At 42.2% G+C, this 16,867-nt stretch carries 16 protein-coding genes; 4 read left to right on the top strand and 12 right to left on the bottom strand.

Annotated features, from left to right (window positions below):
* Positions 1 to 2 precede the first annotated feature (2 nt).
* The 3 genes from pntA to OCV36_RS20360 form a co-directional block, all read right to left on the bottom strand.
* A complete protein-coding gene (pntA, locus tag OCV36_RS20350) occupies positions 3 to 1,553 on the bottom strand; it encodes a Re/Si-specific NAD(P)(+) transhydrogenase subunit alpha (protein WP_135458693.1) in 1,551 nt (516 codons plus the stop codon).
* 299 nt (positions 1,554 to 1,852) lie between these two features.
* Complete coding sequence (locus tag OCV36_RS20355) at positions 1,853 to 2,134, bottom strand: HlyU family transcriptional regulator (protein WP_017073506.1); 282 nt, start codon at positions 2,132 to 2,134, stop codon at positions 1,853 to 1,855.
* A gap of 44 nt (positions 2,135 to 2,178) precedes the next feature.
* Complete coding sequence (locus OCV36_RS20360; protein WP_135458691.1) at positions 2,179 to 2,541, bottom strand: late competence development ComFB family protein; 363 nt, start codon at positions 2,539 to 2,541, stop codon at positions 2,179 to 2,181.
* A gap of 318 nt (positions 2,542 to 2,859) precedes the next feature.
* Here OCV36_RS20360 and OCV36_RS20365 point away from each other — a divergent pair, with 318 nt between their 5' ends.
* On the top strand, positions 2,860 to 4,101 hold the full coding sequence (locus OCV36_RS20365) for a GGDEF domain-containing protein (protein ID WP_135458689.1): 1,242 nt from the start codon (positions 2,860 to 2,862) through the stop codon (positions 4,099 to 4,101).
* Positions 4,102 to 4,304: 203 nt separating this feature from the next.
* Here the strand turns inward: OCV36_RS20365 and OCV36_RS20370 are convergent, their stop codons facing one another.
* Both OCV36_RS20370 and OCV36_RS20375 read right to left on the bottom strand, forming a co-directional pair.
* The gene (locus OCV36_RS20370) at positions 4,305 to 5,315 is read right to left on the bottom strand and encodes a Solitary outer membrane autotransporter beta-barrel domain (protein WP_135458687.1); all 1,011 of its coding nucleotides are present in this window, start codon (positions 5,313 to 5,315) and stop codon (positions 4,305 to 4,307) included.
* A 77-nt stretch (positions 5,316 to 5,392) separates the two neighbouring features.
* Positions 5,393 to 6,343 carry a GGDEF domain-containing response regulator gene (locus OCV36_RS20375; protein ID WP_029224847.1) on the bottom strand — a complete coding sequence of 317 codons (951 nt, stop codon included), beginning with the start codon at positions 6,341 to 6,343 and terminating at the stop codon, positions 5,393 to 5,395.
* Positions 6,344 to 6,495: 152 nt separating this feature from the next.
* On the opposite strand from OCV36_RS20375, the gene OCV36_RS20380 reads away from it, so the two are divergent.
* Positions 6,496 to 6,933, top strand: a complete 438-nt coding sequence (locus OCV36_RS20380) for a DUF3069 domain-containing protein (RefSeq protein WP_004731036.1) — start codon at positions 6,496 to 6,498, stop codon at positions 6,931 to 6,933.
* A gap of 344 nt (positions 6,934 to 7,277) precedes the next feature.
* On the opposite strand, the gene modC is transcribed toward OCV36_RS20380, so the two are convergent.
* The 4 genes from modC to OCV36_RS20400 all read right to left on the bottom strand — a co-directional run bounded on the left by modC (position 7,278) and on the right by OCV36_RS20400 (position 11,456).
* A complete protein-coding gene (gene modC, locus OCV36_RS20385) occupies positions 7,278 to 8,384 on the bottom strand; it encodes a molybdenum ABC transporter ATP-binding protein ModC (protein ID WP_135458685.1) in 1,107 nt (368 codons plus the stop codon).
* Positions 8,381 to 9,079 carry a molybdate ABC transporter permease subunit gene (gene modB / locus OCV36_RS20390; RefSeq protein WP_135458682.1) on the bottom strand — a complete coding sequence of 233 codons (699 nt, stop codon included), beginning with the start codon at positions 9,077 to 9,079 and terminating at the stop codon, positions 8,381 to 8,383. The genes modC and modB overlap by 4 nt, the downstream gene beginning before the upstream one ends.
* Entirely contained in the window at positions 9,080 to 9,838 is a 759-nt protein-coding gene (modA, locus tag OCV36_RS20395; protein ID WP_135458680.1) for a molybdate ABC transporter substrate-binding protein, read from the bottom strand.
* Positions 9,839 to 9,989: 151 nt separating this feature from the next.
* Complete coding sequence (locus OCV36_RS20400; RefSeq protein WP_135458678.1) at positions 9,990 to 11,456, bottom strand: cobyric acid synthase; 1,467 nt, start codon at positions 11,454 to 11,456, stop codon at positions 9,990 to 9,992.
* Positions 11,457 to 11,714: 258 nt separating this feature from the next.
* Between OCV36_RS20400 and OCV36_RS20405 the strand changes: the two genes are divergently transcribed.
* The gene (locus OCV36_RS20405) at positions 11,715 to 12,095 is read left to right on the top strand and encodes a YgiW/YdeI family stress tolerance OB fold protein (RefSeq protein ID WP_135458676.1); all 381 of its coding nucleotides are present in this window, start codon (positions 11,715 to 11,717) and stop codon (positions 12,093 to 12,095) included.
* 109 nt (positions 12,096 to 12,204) lie between these two features.
* Positions 12,205 to 12,729: a hypothetical protein gene (locus tag OCV36_RS20410; protein WP_017073496.1), complete on the top strand. Its 525-nt coding sequence runs from the start codon at positions 12,205 to 12,207 to the stop codon at positions 12,727 to 12,729.
* A 242-nt stretch (positions 12,730 to 12,971) separates the two neighbouring features.
* Here the strand turns inward: OCV36_RS20410 and OCV36_RS20415 are convergent, their stop codons facing one another.
* The 3 genes from OCV36_RS20415 to OCV36_RS20425 all read right to left on the bottom strand — a co-directional run bounded on the left by OCV36_RS20415 (position 12,972) and on the right by OCV36_RS20425 (position 16,752).
* On the bottom strand, positions 12,972 to 14,579 hold the full coding sequence (locus tag OCV36_RS20415) for an ABC-F family ATPase (RefSeq protein WP_081324464.1): 1,608 nt from the start codon (positions 14,577 to 14,579) through the stop codon (positions 12,972 to 12,974).
* Between the two features lie 290 nt (positions 14,580 to 14,869).
* Positions 14,870 to 15,556: an ATP-dependent zinc protease family protein gene (locus OCV36_RS20420; protein ID WP_017073494.1), complete on the bottom strand. Its 687-nt coding sequence runs from the start codon at positions 15,554 to 15,556 to the stop codon at positions 14,870 to 14,872.
* Between the two features lie 11 nt (positions 15,557 to 15,567).
* Positions 15,568 to 16,752, bottom strand: coding sequence for an amino acid aminotransferase (locus tag OCV36_RS20425; protein WP_135458674.1), 1,185 nt, complete (start codon positions 16,750 to 16,752; stop codon positions 15,568 to 15,570).
* Positions 16,753 to 16,867 lie beyond the last annotated feature (115 nt).

Consider the following 16,867-nt stretch of genomic DNA (forward strand, 5'->3'; position numbering starts at 1 on the left):
CCTTAGTCTTTACGGAACATTTCAAGCATACGTTTGGTCACGGTAAAGCCACCAAAGATATTGATACTTGCAATTAATACGGCAATAAATGATAAGAACGTGACAACGCCACTTCCTTGTCCTATTTGTAACAGTGCACCTACCACAATAATCCCTGAAATCGCGTTCGTCACCGACATCAAAGGAGTATGCAGAGAATGGCTTACATTCCAAACTACGTAATAACCCACCACACAAGCGAGAACAAAAACGGTAAAGTGAGATAAGAACGCAGCAGGAGCAACCGAAGCTATCCAAGCAAAAGCACCGACGGCAACTGCCATGCCAGCCGCTTTCTTAATTGGAGAGACAGGTTCTTGAACTTTTGGTTCAGGTCTCACCGCTTTCGGCTTAGCTTGTTGTTGTGGTTGAGCTGACACTTGAATTGGTGGAGCTGGCCAAGTTATCTCGCCTGCTTTAACTACTGTTACACCACGCAGTACAACATCTTCAAAGTCGATATTGATGTTGCCGTCTTTTTCTTTGCAAAGCAATTTCAGTAGATTAACCAAGTTAGTTGCGTACAGTTGAGATGACTGGGTCGGCAATCGACCTACCATATCGGTGTAACCGACAACTTTCACACCATTCGCGGTTGTGATTACTTGGTCTGCAACCGTGTATTCACAGTTACCGCCATTGGCAGCCGCAAGATCCACAATCACGCTACCTGCGCTCATGCTGTCTACCATATCTTTGGTAATCAGTTTAGGTGCAGGACGCCCTGGGATAAGAGCCGTAGTAATGATGATGTCGACATCTTTCGCTTGAGCCGCGTAAAGTTCTTCAGCTTTCTTGTTGAATGCTTCAGACATCTCTTTTGCGTAGCCATCACCAGCGCTTGTATCTTCCTTGAAATCTACTTCCAAGAATTCAGCGCCCATAGACTCTACTTGTTCTTTCACTTCAGAACGAACGTCGAATGAACGAACAATCGCACCTAAACTACCTGCAGCGCCAATCGCCGCTAGGCCAGCAACACCCGCACCGGCAACCAATACTTTAGCTGGTGGAACTTTACCTGCCGCCGTAATTTGACCTGTGAAGAATCGACCAAACTCATGCGCCGCTTCGACAACAGCACGATAGCCCGCGATGTTTGCCATAGAACTTAACGCATCTAACGCTTGAGCTCTCGAAATACGAGGTACAGAATCCATCGCCATCACATTGATGTTACGAGTGGACAGTTGTTCCATTAATTCCGGGTTTTGAGCAGGCCAAATAAAGCTGACCAATGTAGCGCCATCTTTTAGTAATTCGATTTCATTTTTCGTATCGTCAACGATTGGAGCGTTAACTTTAAAGATAATATCGGATTTCCAAGCTTCATCTGCGGTAACAACTTTTGCTCCAGCTTGTTCATAAGCTGTATCGTCAAAACTTGCTAACGCACCTGCTTGTGATTCAACACAGACTTCAAACCCTAATTTTAGAAGCTGTTCTACCGATTTCGGTGAAGCAGCGACTCGCGTTTCACCTGCGAGTGTTTCTCTTGGTACACCAATTTGCATAGCGATTCCTTGACTATTGGCACAATGACTTATTCGTTTGTATCTAACGACAACTAATACTTCAAGCGTTTTGTTCAAAGAACAGGAAAAGTTATTACTTATAACGATTTAGTTGAGTTTTAAGCACTTCATTTCAACAAATGATGGCCTTCTCGAACAAAGAGGTCAAACCACTCACCAATAATCCTTTTAATAACAACCTACTAGCTGTTCTTTATCCCTAAAACTAAAAAGAGCTTTCAGCATATACACTGAAAGCTCTCTAAATGATGACCAACATCAATTCTAACCCTAATTGGTTAGCTAAATATATTGTCGCCCATTTGGTCAATGAACATCTGCGATTTTTTGAGCATCAATCCATTGGCGTCTTCTTTGTTTGAAACAACATCAGAACGAATAAAACGATGCGTTTTGATTTCACCGTCGATCTCTTTCTCAATTCGCCCAGCAACACGGTACTGACCAGATTCTGCAATGGCGTCTTGGTAAATATTGAATCCTTTATATTCCACAGGCTCAATGTCTACTTTTTGTTCGGTTTTTTCTTTGCCACCAAATAATCTAGAAAAGAATCCCACGTTTTTACTCCTTAAATAATCGTACTGACCTTAAACTATCACGACTATTTGCCGTTCAACAATGGCTTTTCATACCATTGCAATTCTACGTCATCATCAAAATTGTGTTGACTAAAGATAACCGGCATATTGTCCTTACGATCACGTCTTCGATCGTCAATGATCATGCTCTCTGCATTTTTAACCGCGATCTCACTATTTCGTTTATAGAGCACCAATTTGTCTTCTGGTAGCGCAGCAAGAAAGTCGATATCAAAACGAATATAAATAGGTTTTAACTGACCTAACGCCAAACAAGCAAGATCAGCTAACTGTTCGTTGGTATAACTAGACACATATTCCTCGGTAATCAAAACATGACCAACGAGTGTTTCCATATAGTTATGTACATCCACACTAATTTGCATACTACACCTCCGTTTGTAGTGTTCAATAATGTTGCTCTTTACTCTTAACAACTTACCATGACTAACCGCTTATTGATGTTAACGACTTACGTTTTGTTAAGTATCTATAACGACTAATTAATTTATCATATATACTGTGTAGTTCGTTCTATGGTTAATAGCAACTCAAATACATATAAATGTGGTTGCACCAATAGCGACCTATGACCATGTTTTTGCTCTAATTTACGCAAAAAGCTTGGCAATCGCTTGTTTAACCGTATCCTACGTATAAAATTAAATTATAAGATCATCAGTACACTTAGGCTCACCACATAAATGGCATTTTCTTTTGTAACGTCGAGCTTGTTTCGATTTTGCTTTCCCTTACTTCTATTAGCAATGTTACTCGTAGGTATGAATAACGTCATTCTTGTGACGAGTTCAAACTTAGGGTTTGCTAGCAACCTCCCATATATTTTGTTGAGTGTTGCCGTTCTGTTATGTCACACATTCAGACAGGGTCGTATGGCAATGGTATCTTTTACCATGCTTGTCGCGTACCTAATCATCCAAATTCGTTTGCAAACGCCACTCAATACTGGCACCACTTTATTAGAACTTTCTCTGCTTGCTACCTTGCTTCCTGTTACCTGTTTGTTGGTATACGCATTTCCCGACAATGGCGTTAACTCAAAGTCGATGTTCTTGTATGCGTTAGTAGTGGTGCTGTTTATGGTTTGGGCACAGCTTATCGTTTCTCACTTCCATGCCGGAGGTTTCGAATCATGGAGCGAAGGTGTGCTGTTTACGGTAAGAGATTTTTCTAAGCTGCCATTTGTTCTTGTTTTGTATAGCCTCTGCTTATTAGGCTTAACGGCAATTTTAGTTCTGGTCTATAACCGCTCTATCGATGTTGTGGTTTATAGCGCGATCTTGCTTGGCTCATGTACTTTCATCTTTTTTGATGTGCAGTACATCTCAAGCACTATGTTTTCTTTGTCTGGGACGTTGATAATCATCTATGTGATGTCAGCAAGCCACGATATGGCCTTTAATGACCAACTGACTAACATTCCTGGCCGACACGCTTTAGAAGTTGATATGAAGCACTTAGGGCGAAAATACTCGATGGCGATGGTCGATATTGATCACTTCAAGAAATTTAATGATACCTACGGCCATGATATTGGTGATGATGTTCTCAAGTTAGTCGCACGCCTTATCACAGAAACTGGTGGAGGTGCTCGCGCCTATCGCTACGGTGGTGAGGAGTTCACTATCATCTTCAAAGGTAAGCGCACTGAACAAGCGAAAGAACACCTACAGACGTTAATCTCTGAGATTCAGAATTACGACATGATTATTCGCAATACTCTCGATCGTCCTGATGACCATGAAGCCGGTATGAAAAAGCGTGGCCAGAGTAGCAATCCGACTAAAGTGGTGAATGTGACGGTAAGTATTGGACTGTCTGATAGTACGACTACTAAACAACCTGAAGAGGTTTTGAAGCTTGCTGATAATGCACTTTACAAAGCCAAGGAAACAGGCCGAAACAAGCTGTGTGTTAGTCGCTAGAAGCGTCAATAGCTGCTGTAGCTATCAACTAACAGCTAACAGCTAACAGCTAACAGCTAACAGCTAACAATAACTAAAAGGCTCAATAGCTTAAGTATCAATAACTAGTTACTAATAACCAGTAAACAGAGCATTAATAACTGTATGCTTTAATGACGAGAAGAACCACTAGTTATAAGTTCCATGTGTAATAGACAGGGAGATTAATCTTGGTTGAAGAAGATAACTAAGCTCCCTCCTTTCAGACTACTTCCGTAATTGATCGTAAACCCAATTCCAACATTATCAACCCAGTCGTTAAATAGATTTGGGTTGAGTAGCCAACCTACACTGCCTTCGTAATATGACGTTGTACCCATAGAAGCAACGGTATCACCACCGATATCAATTCTTCTTATACTGGAGTACATAGAAGTAATGTTCTTATCCCAGCGTATTAAGTCATAGAAAATCTTGGCTTCATTGGCGATATACCAACCTTCGGGATATCCAACGTTGCCATTATTAGCCTCTCCCCAACCTATACCATTGAAGTAATGCCAACTAGTACTTAACTTGTATTTTCCCCAGTCATTCTTGTCTTCAAAGGTCAATTTAATCTTAGGTTCAATGATGTAAGCCCATGCATCGGTATTGAGATAAACGTTATCCAATTGATCTTTAATAGGCTCAAGCAATGATGAACGATATTCGAAGTCATTACGGTAATAAGATATGTGGTTACCAATAGCAGAACTGAAACTCCAGTGCTCATCTAATTGGGATACATTCGCAAATTCTACATAGCCAGAAATGACTGATTCTTTTTGAAAATCGCTTTTCACCGTAGACGCGTACGAAATGTCCTTCTCAATACGCAGTGCTGACAAACGCAATGTTATCTCTTGATGATTATCTTCAATATATTCAGGTAGTTCAAACGTATACGGAAGGCTGATTGAAGTAATATCTTTTCTGCGACTTACAGAGTCTTTTGAACCAATATCTTCGTTATCTAAACTAAAGACTTTGTTTGGATCAAAATTATTAATACCAAAGGTAAACACGTCGGTATCGTTAAGCAGTACGCTCGTCGCGAATGTTCGCTCGATGTCCTTTCTGAATGAATCTGTCAACGAGTTTGCATTACCTATTGTAGGAAAGATAAAACAAAGCAGTGGAAGTATGGTTGCCCTGTTTATATTTACCCTAGAGCATAACTTTGAATGTGGCATTTCTTTTATCACTAAATCGGCTTCCTAGCTCAATGCTATTAGAAGTATAAATTCAATTATCTAAAAGAGCTCACCAACTAACGTGCAAGCTCCAAAATAGTTCGCTGTATAAAGGTATTTCTACCACTTTGCTTTGCTTGATAAAGCGCCTGGTCAACCTTGTCGTAAATAGAGGCCGTAGATTCATCACCTCCGGGTACAAATGACAACACACCTTGTGACACTGTCACCCTATCAGATACTGTTGAATGATCGTGTGCATAGTTCATTTCATGCAGCGCTTCTTTGACTCGGATAGCTTGTAACTTAGCCGTTTCACTGTCGGTATCACTCAGAATCAAAACAAACTCTTCACCACCATAACGCCCCACATACTCACCCGCACGAACGAAGAGTTGCTTTAAGGTCGTGGCAAGGCCTTGTAAGCAGGTATCCCCTTGAATATGCCCGTAATTATCGTTGTAAGGCTTAAAGAAGTCTACATCTAATAAAATGACTGTCATGGGTATATTACGCCTTCCATGCCATGCAATACTTTCTTCAAGCTTAGTGTCCATATATCGACGATTATACAGTTTGGTGAGACCGTCTTCGTTGGCTTGTTGCTGTAGGAGTATGTTGAGTTCTTCGAGTTTGGCAGTACTCTGCTTTAATTCTCGTCGCATGTGCGCGATACGCTGCATTGCGATCAGCTTGGAATTCAAAACAACTTTGTTAACTGGCTTAATCAGGTAATCGTCACCGCCCGCATCAATCGCCTTAGCAATCATTGCGGGCTCTTCGTGACCACTCAAAAAGATGATAGGAACCCATTCAGGGAATCGACTGCGAACCTCATTAGCGACTTCAAAACCATCCATGTCTGGCATGCTGATATCGAGTAGTACGAGTTCAGGATCAAAATCAGAATAAACATTCAGGGCTTCCTTTCCGCTGCCAACAGCTTCAACAATATGACCTAATTGCTTAAGTCGAATAGCAAGTTGCATCCGGTCAAGTTGAACATCATCAACCAGCAATATGCGCATCGAAGATCCCTTTTCTATCATCACATCACCTTTATCTAGTGTTGAATATTCAAAGTAGCTCAAATTTGGGCTTAAATCATGCCCTAATCTCTATATTATATTGACTTTTTTACAGATCTTTTTAGCATTGTTTCTTTTTAAAGAGAAATACTATGTCAGACGCTACAAACAACGAAGTACAAGAAATCGATTTAACCACTATCTCACCAGAGCTTCGCCAAGTTATCGAATTTGATGAAGTGCCTAAAGAGATGCACAACATGGTTACTTCTATTCATGAGGTGTCTGAAGAAGCAGTGCGTGAAACTTGGAGCAGCCTTCCAGCAAGCGCACAAAATGTTTTAGACAACTTTGAGCAATTCCACGCTCTAATCTCTGTTAGCCAAGCTTTCGCTGGCGTAAACATGATGGAGGAGTTCCCTACTCTTAAACTTCCAGAAGGCATGTCTGATGAAGAAAAAGAAGAGTACCGAGCTCAACTGCTTGACCAAATTTTACATAACTGTGTAAAAGACATGGCTAAGCAAATCAAGAAAGCGCGCCGTGATGCTATCTTGAAGCGTGATTTCAAAGAAGTTTTCATCCGCTAAGCTATTCATCGCACCTAAATTTAGGTTGAATGCTTAACGAAAACTTAATGATTAAGCCGCATGTTACTTCAAACACGCGGCTTTTTTATGTCCGCCGCTTTTTCCTGTCGTTGTTCTTATCGTCTGCTACCGCTCTTGCTGTTGTACAGCATTATGCTTGTGCACTCATACAGTGTGGCGCATAACTGACACTTATACCGTATAAAGATGACGCATGTACCCATTCATGGAATCAAGATCGAATTTTGAGATTCCCTTAATCCAAAATACCAAGAGCGACACTAAGACTTTCTATAATGCAGAGAAACGTTGAAACCCTCAGAGGGTTTAAGCACCGCAACACTTTAATGTGTAACCGCAATATCTCTTTGAGCGACACTCACGCCCTTAATTTGCGCGTAAACTCGTTGACCAATTTCTAGGTTTAATTCATCTAGCGCCCACAATGTGATGGTGGCCCAAAGATAACATCCAGGTTCTAACTCCAGCTCAACAGCCACACTCTGTTTGTTAGAGCCCTGCTGATGCGTCTCTACGCTTCGAATGGTTACAGGCAGAATATTACGTATCGAAGTCCTTTGCGGCTGTTCTAGCGCAATAGAGACGTCATTTGCCCTAACTTGCAGCCTTACCGCCGCCCCAATTTCACTCGATACCTTCTGAACCCATAAAGACGTCGATTTTCCTAGCATTAACCGAGACAACGCATAATCATCATTGTGCTCTGCAAGCGTTGCTTCAAATAACGAGCTTTGCTCTGAGAAAGATTGCCATGGCTGCATGGCTCTTGAGGCCCATACATCTTCGGTTACTCCTGATGAAATAACTTTACCTTGATCAATAATCACTAGGTGATTCGCCAAGCGTAAGATCTCATTAAGACTATGGGTGACATAAATGATCGGAATTTGAACGGTTTCGGATAAGTTTTCTAGAAACGGCATCACTTCACGCTTTCGCGGCAAATCGAGAGACGCCAACGGTTCATCCATCAATAAAATACTTGGCTTAGATAACAATGCTCGGCCAATCGCCACACGTTGCTTTTCACCACCAGACAAACGCGCTGGATAACGATCGAGCAATGAACTCAAAGATAGCAACGAAACGATTTGATCGTAGTGCGTGTTATCAATGCCTTTCATGCCATATTTAAGATTAGACGACACCTTCATATGCGGGAATAAACGTGATTCTTGAAACACATAACCGACATTGCGTCTGTGAGTTGGCAAATTAATGCCGTTAGCGCTATCAAACAAAGTCGTACCAGACACACTGATCATGCCTTTATCTGGTTGTTTAAGACCACTAATCGCGTTAATGAGTGAGGTTTTCCCCGCACCGGAACGCCCAAAAATCGCAGTGATACCATGACTAGGTAACGTTAAATCGATATCAAAAAAAGTGTCACCAAGCTGTTGTTGATATTGAAGGATCAGAGCGCTCATGCGTTTCCTCCCAGTCGCTGTGATGATTTTCTATTTAACCACTCAGATAACATCAGCGAGCTAAGCGCAATCACAATAGAAATGACGCACAAACGCGCCGCTTCCATTTCAGCGCCGGGGGTTTCGATAAACGTGTACATGGCCAATGGAATGGTTTGAGTTTCACCGGGGATATTGGAAACGAAGCTTATCGTAGCGCCAAATTCACCCAGGCTTCTCGCAAAAGAAAGCATGGTGCCAGTGATGATCCCAGGGATCATCAAAGGTAATGTGATAGTGAAGAATACTCGAATCGGTGAAGCGCCCAATGTGGCTGCGGCCTCTTCGAGTTTACTGTCTACAGTTTCTAAGCTCAGTCTGATAGAACGGACCATTAACGGCAACGCCACGACTACACAAGCAAGTGATGCGCCCTTCCAGCTAAAGCTAAATACAATACCGAATACGTCATTGAGCCAAGCTCCTATAATGCCTTGCCTACCCATCATCACCAGCAACAAATAACCGATGACCACAGGTGGAAGCACCAAAGGCAGATGGACAACACTTTCTACAATGCTTTTGCCCACAAATTGTTTTTTAGCAAGCAACCATGCTAAACCGATGCCGATAGGAATAAGCCACAAGATGGCAAAACCAGCGACTTTCAAGCTCAGCATTAAGGCTTGGTATTCGTATTCCGATAAATACATCATTTAACGCACTTCAAATCCAAAACTGTTCAAGGTGTCCTTCGCTTTTTCGCTGTTTAGGAAAGTATAAAACTCTTCTGCGACGACTTTATCGCTTAACTTCGCTACAGGGTAACGTATCGGCGTATGTAAATTTGATGGAAATGTCGACACGAGGTTCACTTCTTTAGAAAGCAACGCATCGGTTTTGTAAACAATGCCAAGCTTAGCTTCACTACGCTCTACCAAGGCCAATGCCATACGAACATTGTTACTTGGTGCCAATCGAGTCTTCACATCATCCCATACACCTAACGTTTCTAGCGCTTCTTTCGCATAGATACCCGCAGGAACCGACATAGTGTTGCCAACCGCAAGTCTTTCATTCGTGAGTAGTTTAGCCCATTGCTCACCGTTTGAGAGATCCAAAGATATTGGCGTCTCTTTAGGGGAAATCAGTACAAGCTCGTTTTCACACAAATTTGTGACATTGTCACTAGAAACCAATTGACGGTCGACTAAATGCTGCATCCATTTTTCATTAGCCGAGATAAAAATGTCTGCTGGCGCCCCCCGTTCAATCTGTCGCACTAATGAAGACGTGCTCGCATAGACTGGAATAACATCGACAGAATGGTCTTTCTCAAACTCTTCAACCAACAAATTAACCGCATTCGTCATAGATGATGCGGCATAAACTCGTAGCTTTTCCGCAGCCAAAAGATGACTAGAACTCAAGGCCGAAGTTAAGGCGATGGTTAAAAGGATGACTTGCTTTTTCATTGTGATCACTTATCTATTGTTCGTTTCAGTTCTTGAGCTCGCTTTCAAGTTCAGACTTAACTGTTTAACGCAGGCTAAGGCTTTTAGCTCTGAGTGAAGCTATTAAGTCAGACATAAGCTTTTGAATTCAGGCTAAAGTTTTACATTCGACCTAAATTGTTAATTCCGGCCAAAGCAAGTCAAGATTTAAATGCTCTTCTATGGCATCAGCGATTCGATTAATACCCAGTTCTTTAAGCTGTTCGTGGTCAATCGCTGTCACATCATTGGCTCCTGCCCATTCGCAAATAAGCAACAACGCATCACTGTTATCGAATACGCCATGCAGGTAAGTACCAAAAATTGAGTTATCTTGATTCACAGCGCCATCAAGGCTGCCCGATTCTAACTGAACTGGTAATACTGTTTCTTTGACATCAGTCCTGCCTACGTGGATTTCATACCCTTTTACTTGTGCTGTTTTGCCATCCAGCGTCATAGTAGCGCGAACGTTTGTTAAGGTTTTCTGCTGTGTAAGTGTCGTTTCAGAATCAAGATACCCTAATCCTTCACTGCTGCCGGGCGTACCTTCAACACCATCAGGATCGTGAATGATCTTTCCTAGCATCTGGTAACCGCCACAGATACCCATCACTTTGCCGCCCAGGCGCAGATGACGTTGAATGTCTTTGTCCCAACCTTGCTCTTTTAGGTAATCCAAATCTGCTCTTACTGATTTTGTACCCGGCAAGATAATCAAATCAGCGTTGTTTACACGCTCGCCTTTGCCTACGTAGCGTAGATCAATGGAAGGATTGAGTCTTAGTGCATCAAAGTCTGTGTGGTTACTGATTCGAGTTAGAACAGGCACCACGACTTTAAGTTTAGCTTCTCCTTCAGACTCTTGAGCTGAAGTGATGGCATCTTCCGCTTCTAGGTTAAAACCATGAAGATATGGCAATACACCTATCACTGGCTTGCCGGTTTTCTCTTCTAGCCAATCAAGTCCAGATTGAAGTAGCGCGATATCGCCTCTAAAGCGGTTTATCACAAAGCCTTTTACGCGAGCTTGTTCAGACTCAGATAACAACTCTAATGTGCCGTAGAGGTGCGCAAAAACGCCACCACGATCAATATCGGCAACAATGATCACCGGGATATCCGCCTTTTCAGCAAATCCCATGTTCGCAATATCATTTTCGCGAAGGTTAATTTCAGCTGGGCTGCCCGCACCTTCAATCATCACGCTTTCGTATTCTTCAGAAAGTCGGTCAAACGAGTCAATAACCGTATTCATCGCGATTTTCTTATAATCATGATAACCCGTCGCTTCCATGTTACTGATCGCGCGGCCTTGAAGAATAACTTGTGCACCCGTATCTGAATTCGGTTTTAACAATACAGGGTTCATGTGAACGGTAGGTTCAATATTACAAGCTTGCGCCTGAACCGCTTGAGCACGGCCAATTTCGCCACCATCTTTCGTCACAGCACTGTTTAAAGCCATGTTCTGTGGCTTGAAGGGTGCCACTTTGATTCCTTTTCTTGCCAATACACGGCATAAACCTGCCACCAAAACACTTTTCCCGGCATCTGACGTTGTCCCTTGAACCATAAGGGCGCTTAATGGTGCTCGCATTCGTACTTAAATCCTTAATTTCTTAATTTCTTAATTTCTTAATTTGCAATTTATAGCTGTGGGCAATATTTCTATTACTCCATCTTAACGCCATTGCCGAGTAGATGCTCAATAAAATGAATGGAAAATGAATGTGTTACTCACTCTGGATTCAACCCAAGTGTTGTTTAATAGCTCCATCGAAACGGAACGTCTCCGCAAAAAATTCTTTAACTTAAGAAAACGTTTCAACTAAAAAACAACACTTAAGGATTCATCATGAAAACAACTGTATTAGCTATCGCAACCACTATTATTCTTGCTCCTACTTTCGCAATGGCTGGTGACCACCACAGCAATAGCAAGCACGAGAGCGCTATTGCCTACACTGGACCAATCGAGACGGTTTCTGTTGCTTCTCTACTTGAAAACACAAGCATGTTTTCAGAACAAGACACCGTTGTTGATGGAAAAATTGTTCGCCAACTAAAAAGCGATACGTTTATCTTCTCTGATGGACAAAGCGAAATTCAAATCGAACTGGATGATGACATTCGCCTAGCTGCGCCACTGACTGCTGATACAAAAATTCGTATCTTTGGTGAGTATGAAGGTGGTAAAACACCTGAAATCGAAGTTGATCACATCCAAGTGTTATAAGCAGAAAGCTTAAATAACTTGCTGTAAATAATAAGCTTCAATAAATTGGCCTGCATATTGCAGGCTTTTTTGTATATACTGCCGAAAATACAATTTATATGGAGTCACCATGCTAGGTCGCACAAACAAGACTGTCCTTTTAGGACTAGCTGCACTGTGTTCATTCTCTGCGTCTGCAAACAACTTTAACTACAACACATTCGAGCTGCGCATGGGGACGAGCCCTAGTACGTTTGGTGGTGAAGTCACAACCATGTTTACCCAAAACTCTCATTTTGTTGCTCGTATCGATTCAGAATTTGAAAGTGATTGGGACGCAGCGGTAGGTATGGGATTCCACGGCCCAATTAGTCAATTTGCTGACGTTACTGGTCAAATGTTACTGCATAACATCGAACGTAATGACGACAACCACATCAAAACTGAAGTAAACATCGGTTTGAGAGCATGGATTTTGGCGAATGTTGAACTCAATGCACGCCTTGGTCAGTTGATCGATAACGATGACACACGTTCGATTGTTGGTGTAGGCGCACGTTTTCACTCAACAGACCAACTTTCTGTAGGTCTAGATATGCGTAATAACGGTACTTACGGACACCAAATCTTGATGTCAGCTCGATTCGGCTTCTAAGCTGACTTTGATTTCAATACTGGATTCGCTTTCTTAGCTAGGTTCGGTTTCTTAAATTAAATCTACACCTAAGCTAGAGTTACTTCTAAGTTATAGCTACTTCTAAGTTAGGTGTCGTTCATAAGCAATGATACAACGACATGAATTAAAAAAGCCCCGAGCATAATCATGCTCGGGGCTTTTTATTGTTCGCAGTTATCGCTCGCTTTTAGCTGTGTTAACACTTAGCGAGCAATTTACTTCTACAGAGCAACCATCAGCATCTTTTTCTGATGATCTAAGTACTCTTCGTAAGTACCTTGGAAGCTTACCAACTGTTGGTCTTTCACATCAATAATGTGTGTCGCTAATGACGAAACAAACTCGCGGTCATGGCTGACAAAAATAAGCGTGCCAGTGTAAACCTTCAGTGCATCATTAAGCGCTTGGATTGCTTCCATATCCATGTGGTTAGTTGGTTCGTCCATAACAAGCACGTTGATGTCTTGCATCATTAACTTGCCAAATAATAGACGGTTCTTCTCACCACCTGAACAGTTGCGAGCTTGTTTGTTCGCATCATCAGCAGTAAACAATAGACGACCAAGAATGCCACGTACCATTAGATCATCGTGCTTCACTGTACGCCATTGTGAGATCCAATCAAAGATGCTCAGATCGTTATCAAAGTCAGTTGTGCTATCTTGCGGGCAGTAACCTACAGAAGCATTTTCAGACCACTTAACGATACCTTCATTTTGCTCCAGTTCTTGAACTAGGCATTTTAACAGGGTGGTTTTACCTACACCGTTCTCACCGATAACCGCAAGACGTGTCCCTGCTTCGAGTAACAGATTACCATCAGAGAACAGAGTCTCTCCATCAAAACCATGGCCAAGCTCTTTAAGCTCTAGTGCTTGGCGGTGCAGTTTCTTACCTTCACCAAAATCAATTGATGGGCTCATACGGCTCGATGACTTCACTTCATCAAGCGTGATTTTATCCATCTTCTTCGCACGAGAGCTCGCTTGTTTTGCTTTAGATGCGTTTGCACCAAAGCGGTTTACGAAGTCTTGAAGTTCACTGATCTCAGCCGCTTTCTTAGCATTGTTCGCTAAAAGTTGGTCACGAATCAAGCCAGACGCTTCTAGGAAGTACTCGTAGTTACCTGGGTAAACACGCAGCTCGCCGTAGTCAATATCCGCCATATGCGTACATACCGAGTTCAGGAAGTGTCTATCGTGCGAAATGATGATCATTGTACATTTACGCTGGTTTAACTCTTCAGCAAGCCAGTTAATCGTGTGAATGTCCAAGTTGTTGGTTGGTTCATCAAGAAGCAGGATATCTGGGTTCGCGAACAATGCTTGCGCCAATAGCACACGCAGTTTCCAACCTGGAGCAACTTGCTGCATCAAGCCGAAGTGAAACTCTTCTTCGATACCCGCTTGAATTAGGATGTCACCGGCACGGCTTTCTGCTGTGTAGCCATCCATTTCCGCAAATTCGCTTTCAAGTTCCGCGACTTTCATGCCATCGTCTTCGCTCATTTCTGGCAAAGAGTAAATGCGGTCACGTTCTTGTTTTACTTCCCACAGTTTTCTATCACCCATGATCACAACGTCGATAACGCTGTATTGTTCAAAAGCGAACTGATCTTGGCTTAGGACACCCAGTTTTTCTCCTGGAGTAATAGAAACGTTGCCCGAACTTGGCGCTAATGCCCCACTTAGGATTTTCATGAACGTTGATTTTCCGCAACCATTGGCGCCGATCAAACCATAGCGGTTGCCGTTACCAAATTTAGCAGAGATGTTTTCAAACAGCGGCTCTGCGCCAAATTGCATTGTGATGTTCGCGGTAGATATCAAAGAACTAATTCCTAAGCGTGTACTGACAGATAATTATTAGGCGGATTGACGCGCCTAAATAAGAAATATGAAAATATGGATTAAACATAAAACGAAGCGCGGATTATATAGAGATCAGGATCACATTGTCGAGGTTAAACAGTGAACGGATAGCGAACAATTCACAATTAAGTGCATTTAGTCGGTTATTACGCCATAAATAGAAAAAATCCCCACCAATTCCATTAGCAGGGATTCCATTTATCAAAAATAAAAGTGTCAGATCTCGTCTGAACTACTACAGCTTCTCGCTATTTAGTTATTTTTTTCTGAACATATTTCTGGCCCACATCGACAACCGCAACGTCTCTGAAGAAACTTCTACCCAACAGAAGTGGGAAAGAAAGATGCGTTCGGTCTGCTAACGTAAACTCGGTTTTATCTTTTAGATCACCAATTTGAATCGCAGCTACAACCACAGCGCGTCGTTGTGTACCTTCAGCGCTCGATTGCTTGATCTTAACCCAACGCTCTACAGGTAGGCTGACCTCTTCAGTTGTTATACCGTCATGTTCAATCTTGAACTTAACCCAGTCTTTTCCGTCACGTTCAAAATCAACGATATCCACCGCACTGATTGAAGAAGTTGTAGCACCCGTATCAACACGAGCTTTAAATGCTTCTTTAAGACCAGGGACAAACACCCACTCTTCTTCACCAAGGATCAGTTTACCATCGCTCGTCTTTGTTACTTTTTCTACTGGTTTTTCAACGGGTACAGGTTTTTTCTCTGGCTCAGTTGGTTTTACTTCGTCTGGCTTCTCTGTAGGTTCTGTTACTTTCTCGCCTTCAGTTACATCACCTTTCGAAGAATCATCAACAACCGGTTGTTCTACTTGAGGCTTTTGCTCTGGCTCGACAGGAACCTGAGTCGTCGTCGAACAAGCAAAAAGACCGCCACTTAACATTAGAGTTATAATCGCTTTCCAGTTATACATTCAGTCACCTTCTATTTTGATACGTTGGCTATCGCTTTTGCTACATAAGGGATATGGGATTCAGAAAGACCTGCAATATTGATGCGTCCATCACCAACACCGTAGATTCCATATTCTTCACGTAATTGATTCATTTGAGTTTCTTTAAAGCCTAGTACAGTAAACATACCTTTATGGCTTTCAATGAAATCAAAGTGTGACGTGTTGTAAGTATTCCGCAATTCATCGCATAAGCTTTGACGCAGATTTATCAAACGTTGCTGCATTTCGCTCAGCTCTTGTTTCCAAATCGTGGTTAGCTCTTGATTCTGAAGAATTGTTTTAACCAAAGCGGCACCATGATCTGGCGGCATTGTGTAAGTTGAACGAGCAAGCGTGAGAAGCTTACCTTTGGCATTGCCAACATGTTCGCTGTTTTTACCGATCACGATAGCTGCACCCGTTCTTTCGCGGTACAAACCAAAATTCTTCGAACAAGATGTCGTGATAAGCATTTCTTCAACATTGTTAGCCATATGCTGAAGACCTTTCGCATCTTCTTCTAGGCCGTCACCAAAACCTTGATAGGCGATATCAACGAACGGTAAGAAACCATTTTTCTGTGATAGTTTGGTAATTTCCTGCCATGCTTCAAAGTTGATGTCGGCACCCGTTGGGTTATGACAACAACCGTGCAGTAATACCACATCTGAAGGTCCGGCTTTCGCTAGGTCTTCCAGCATTTTTGCAGTATCAACTTGCTTCGTTTCAGGACTGAAGTAATTATAGTAGCGAACTTTTAAGCCAGCCGCTTCCATCACCGGTTTGTGGTTAACGTAGCTTGGGTTTGAAATCCAAACTGTCGTGTCTGGCTGAGAAACTTTCATCAAGTCACCCAACATACGAAGTGCACCACTTGCACCTGGTGTTTGAATCGCAGCAACGCGACCCATTGCAGAAGTCCCTTTAAGCAGCAGATCAACCATACTCTGGTTAAACTCTTCACAGCCGGCTAGGCCAACGTAAGCTTTGGTTTTTTGAGTTTCGACAACAATATCTTGAGCCATAGAAACGGCTTTCATGATAGGTGTCTCACCTTGATCGTTTTTGTAAACACCAATGCCTAAATCGACTTTATCAGTGCGAGGATCACCGCGGTAAGCGACAGATAGAGATAGAATTGGATCTAAAGTTGGTTTTGGTAGATGTGAAAACATGAAAGTCACAACCCTTTGAAATTCAAGTAATGACCTCCAAGTTATCATTTTATTTACAATTTAAGAAACAGAAATTCATCAAAGTTTTGATTTTTAGGAGATAACTCTAGTTGAA

Origin of the sequence: Vibrio echinoideorum (assembly GCF_024347455.1) — a bacterium.
GTDB classification, from domain to species: Bacteria; Pseudomonadota; Gammaproteobacteria; order Enterobacterales; family Vibrionaceae; genus Vibrio; species Vibrio echinoideorum.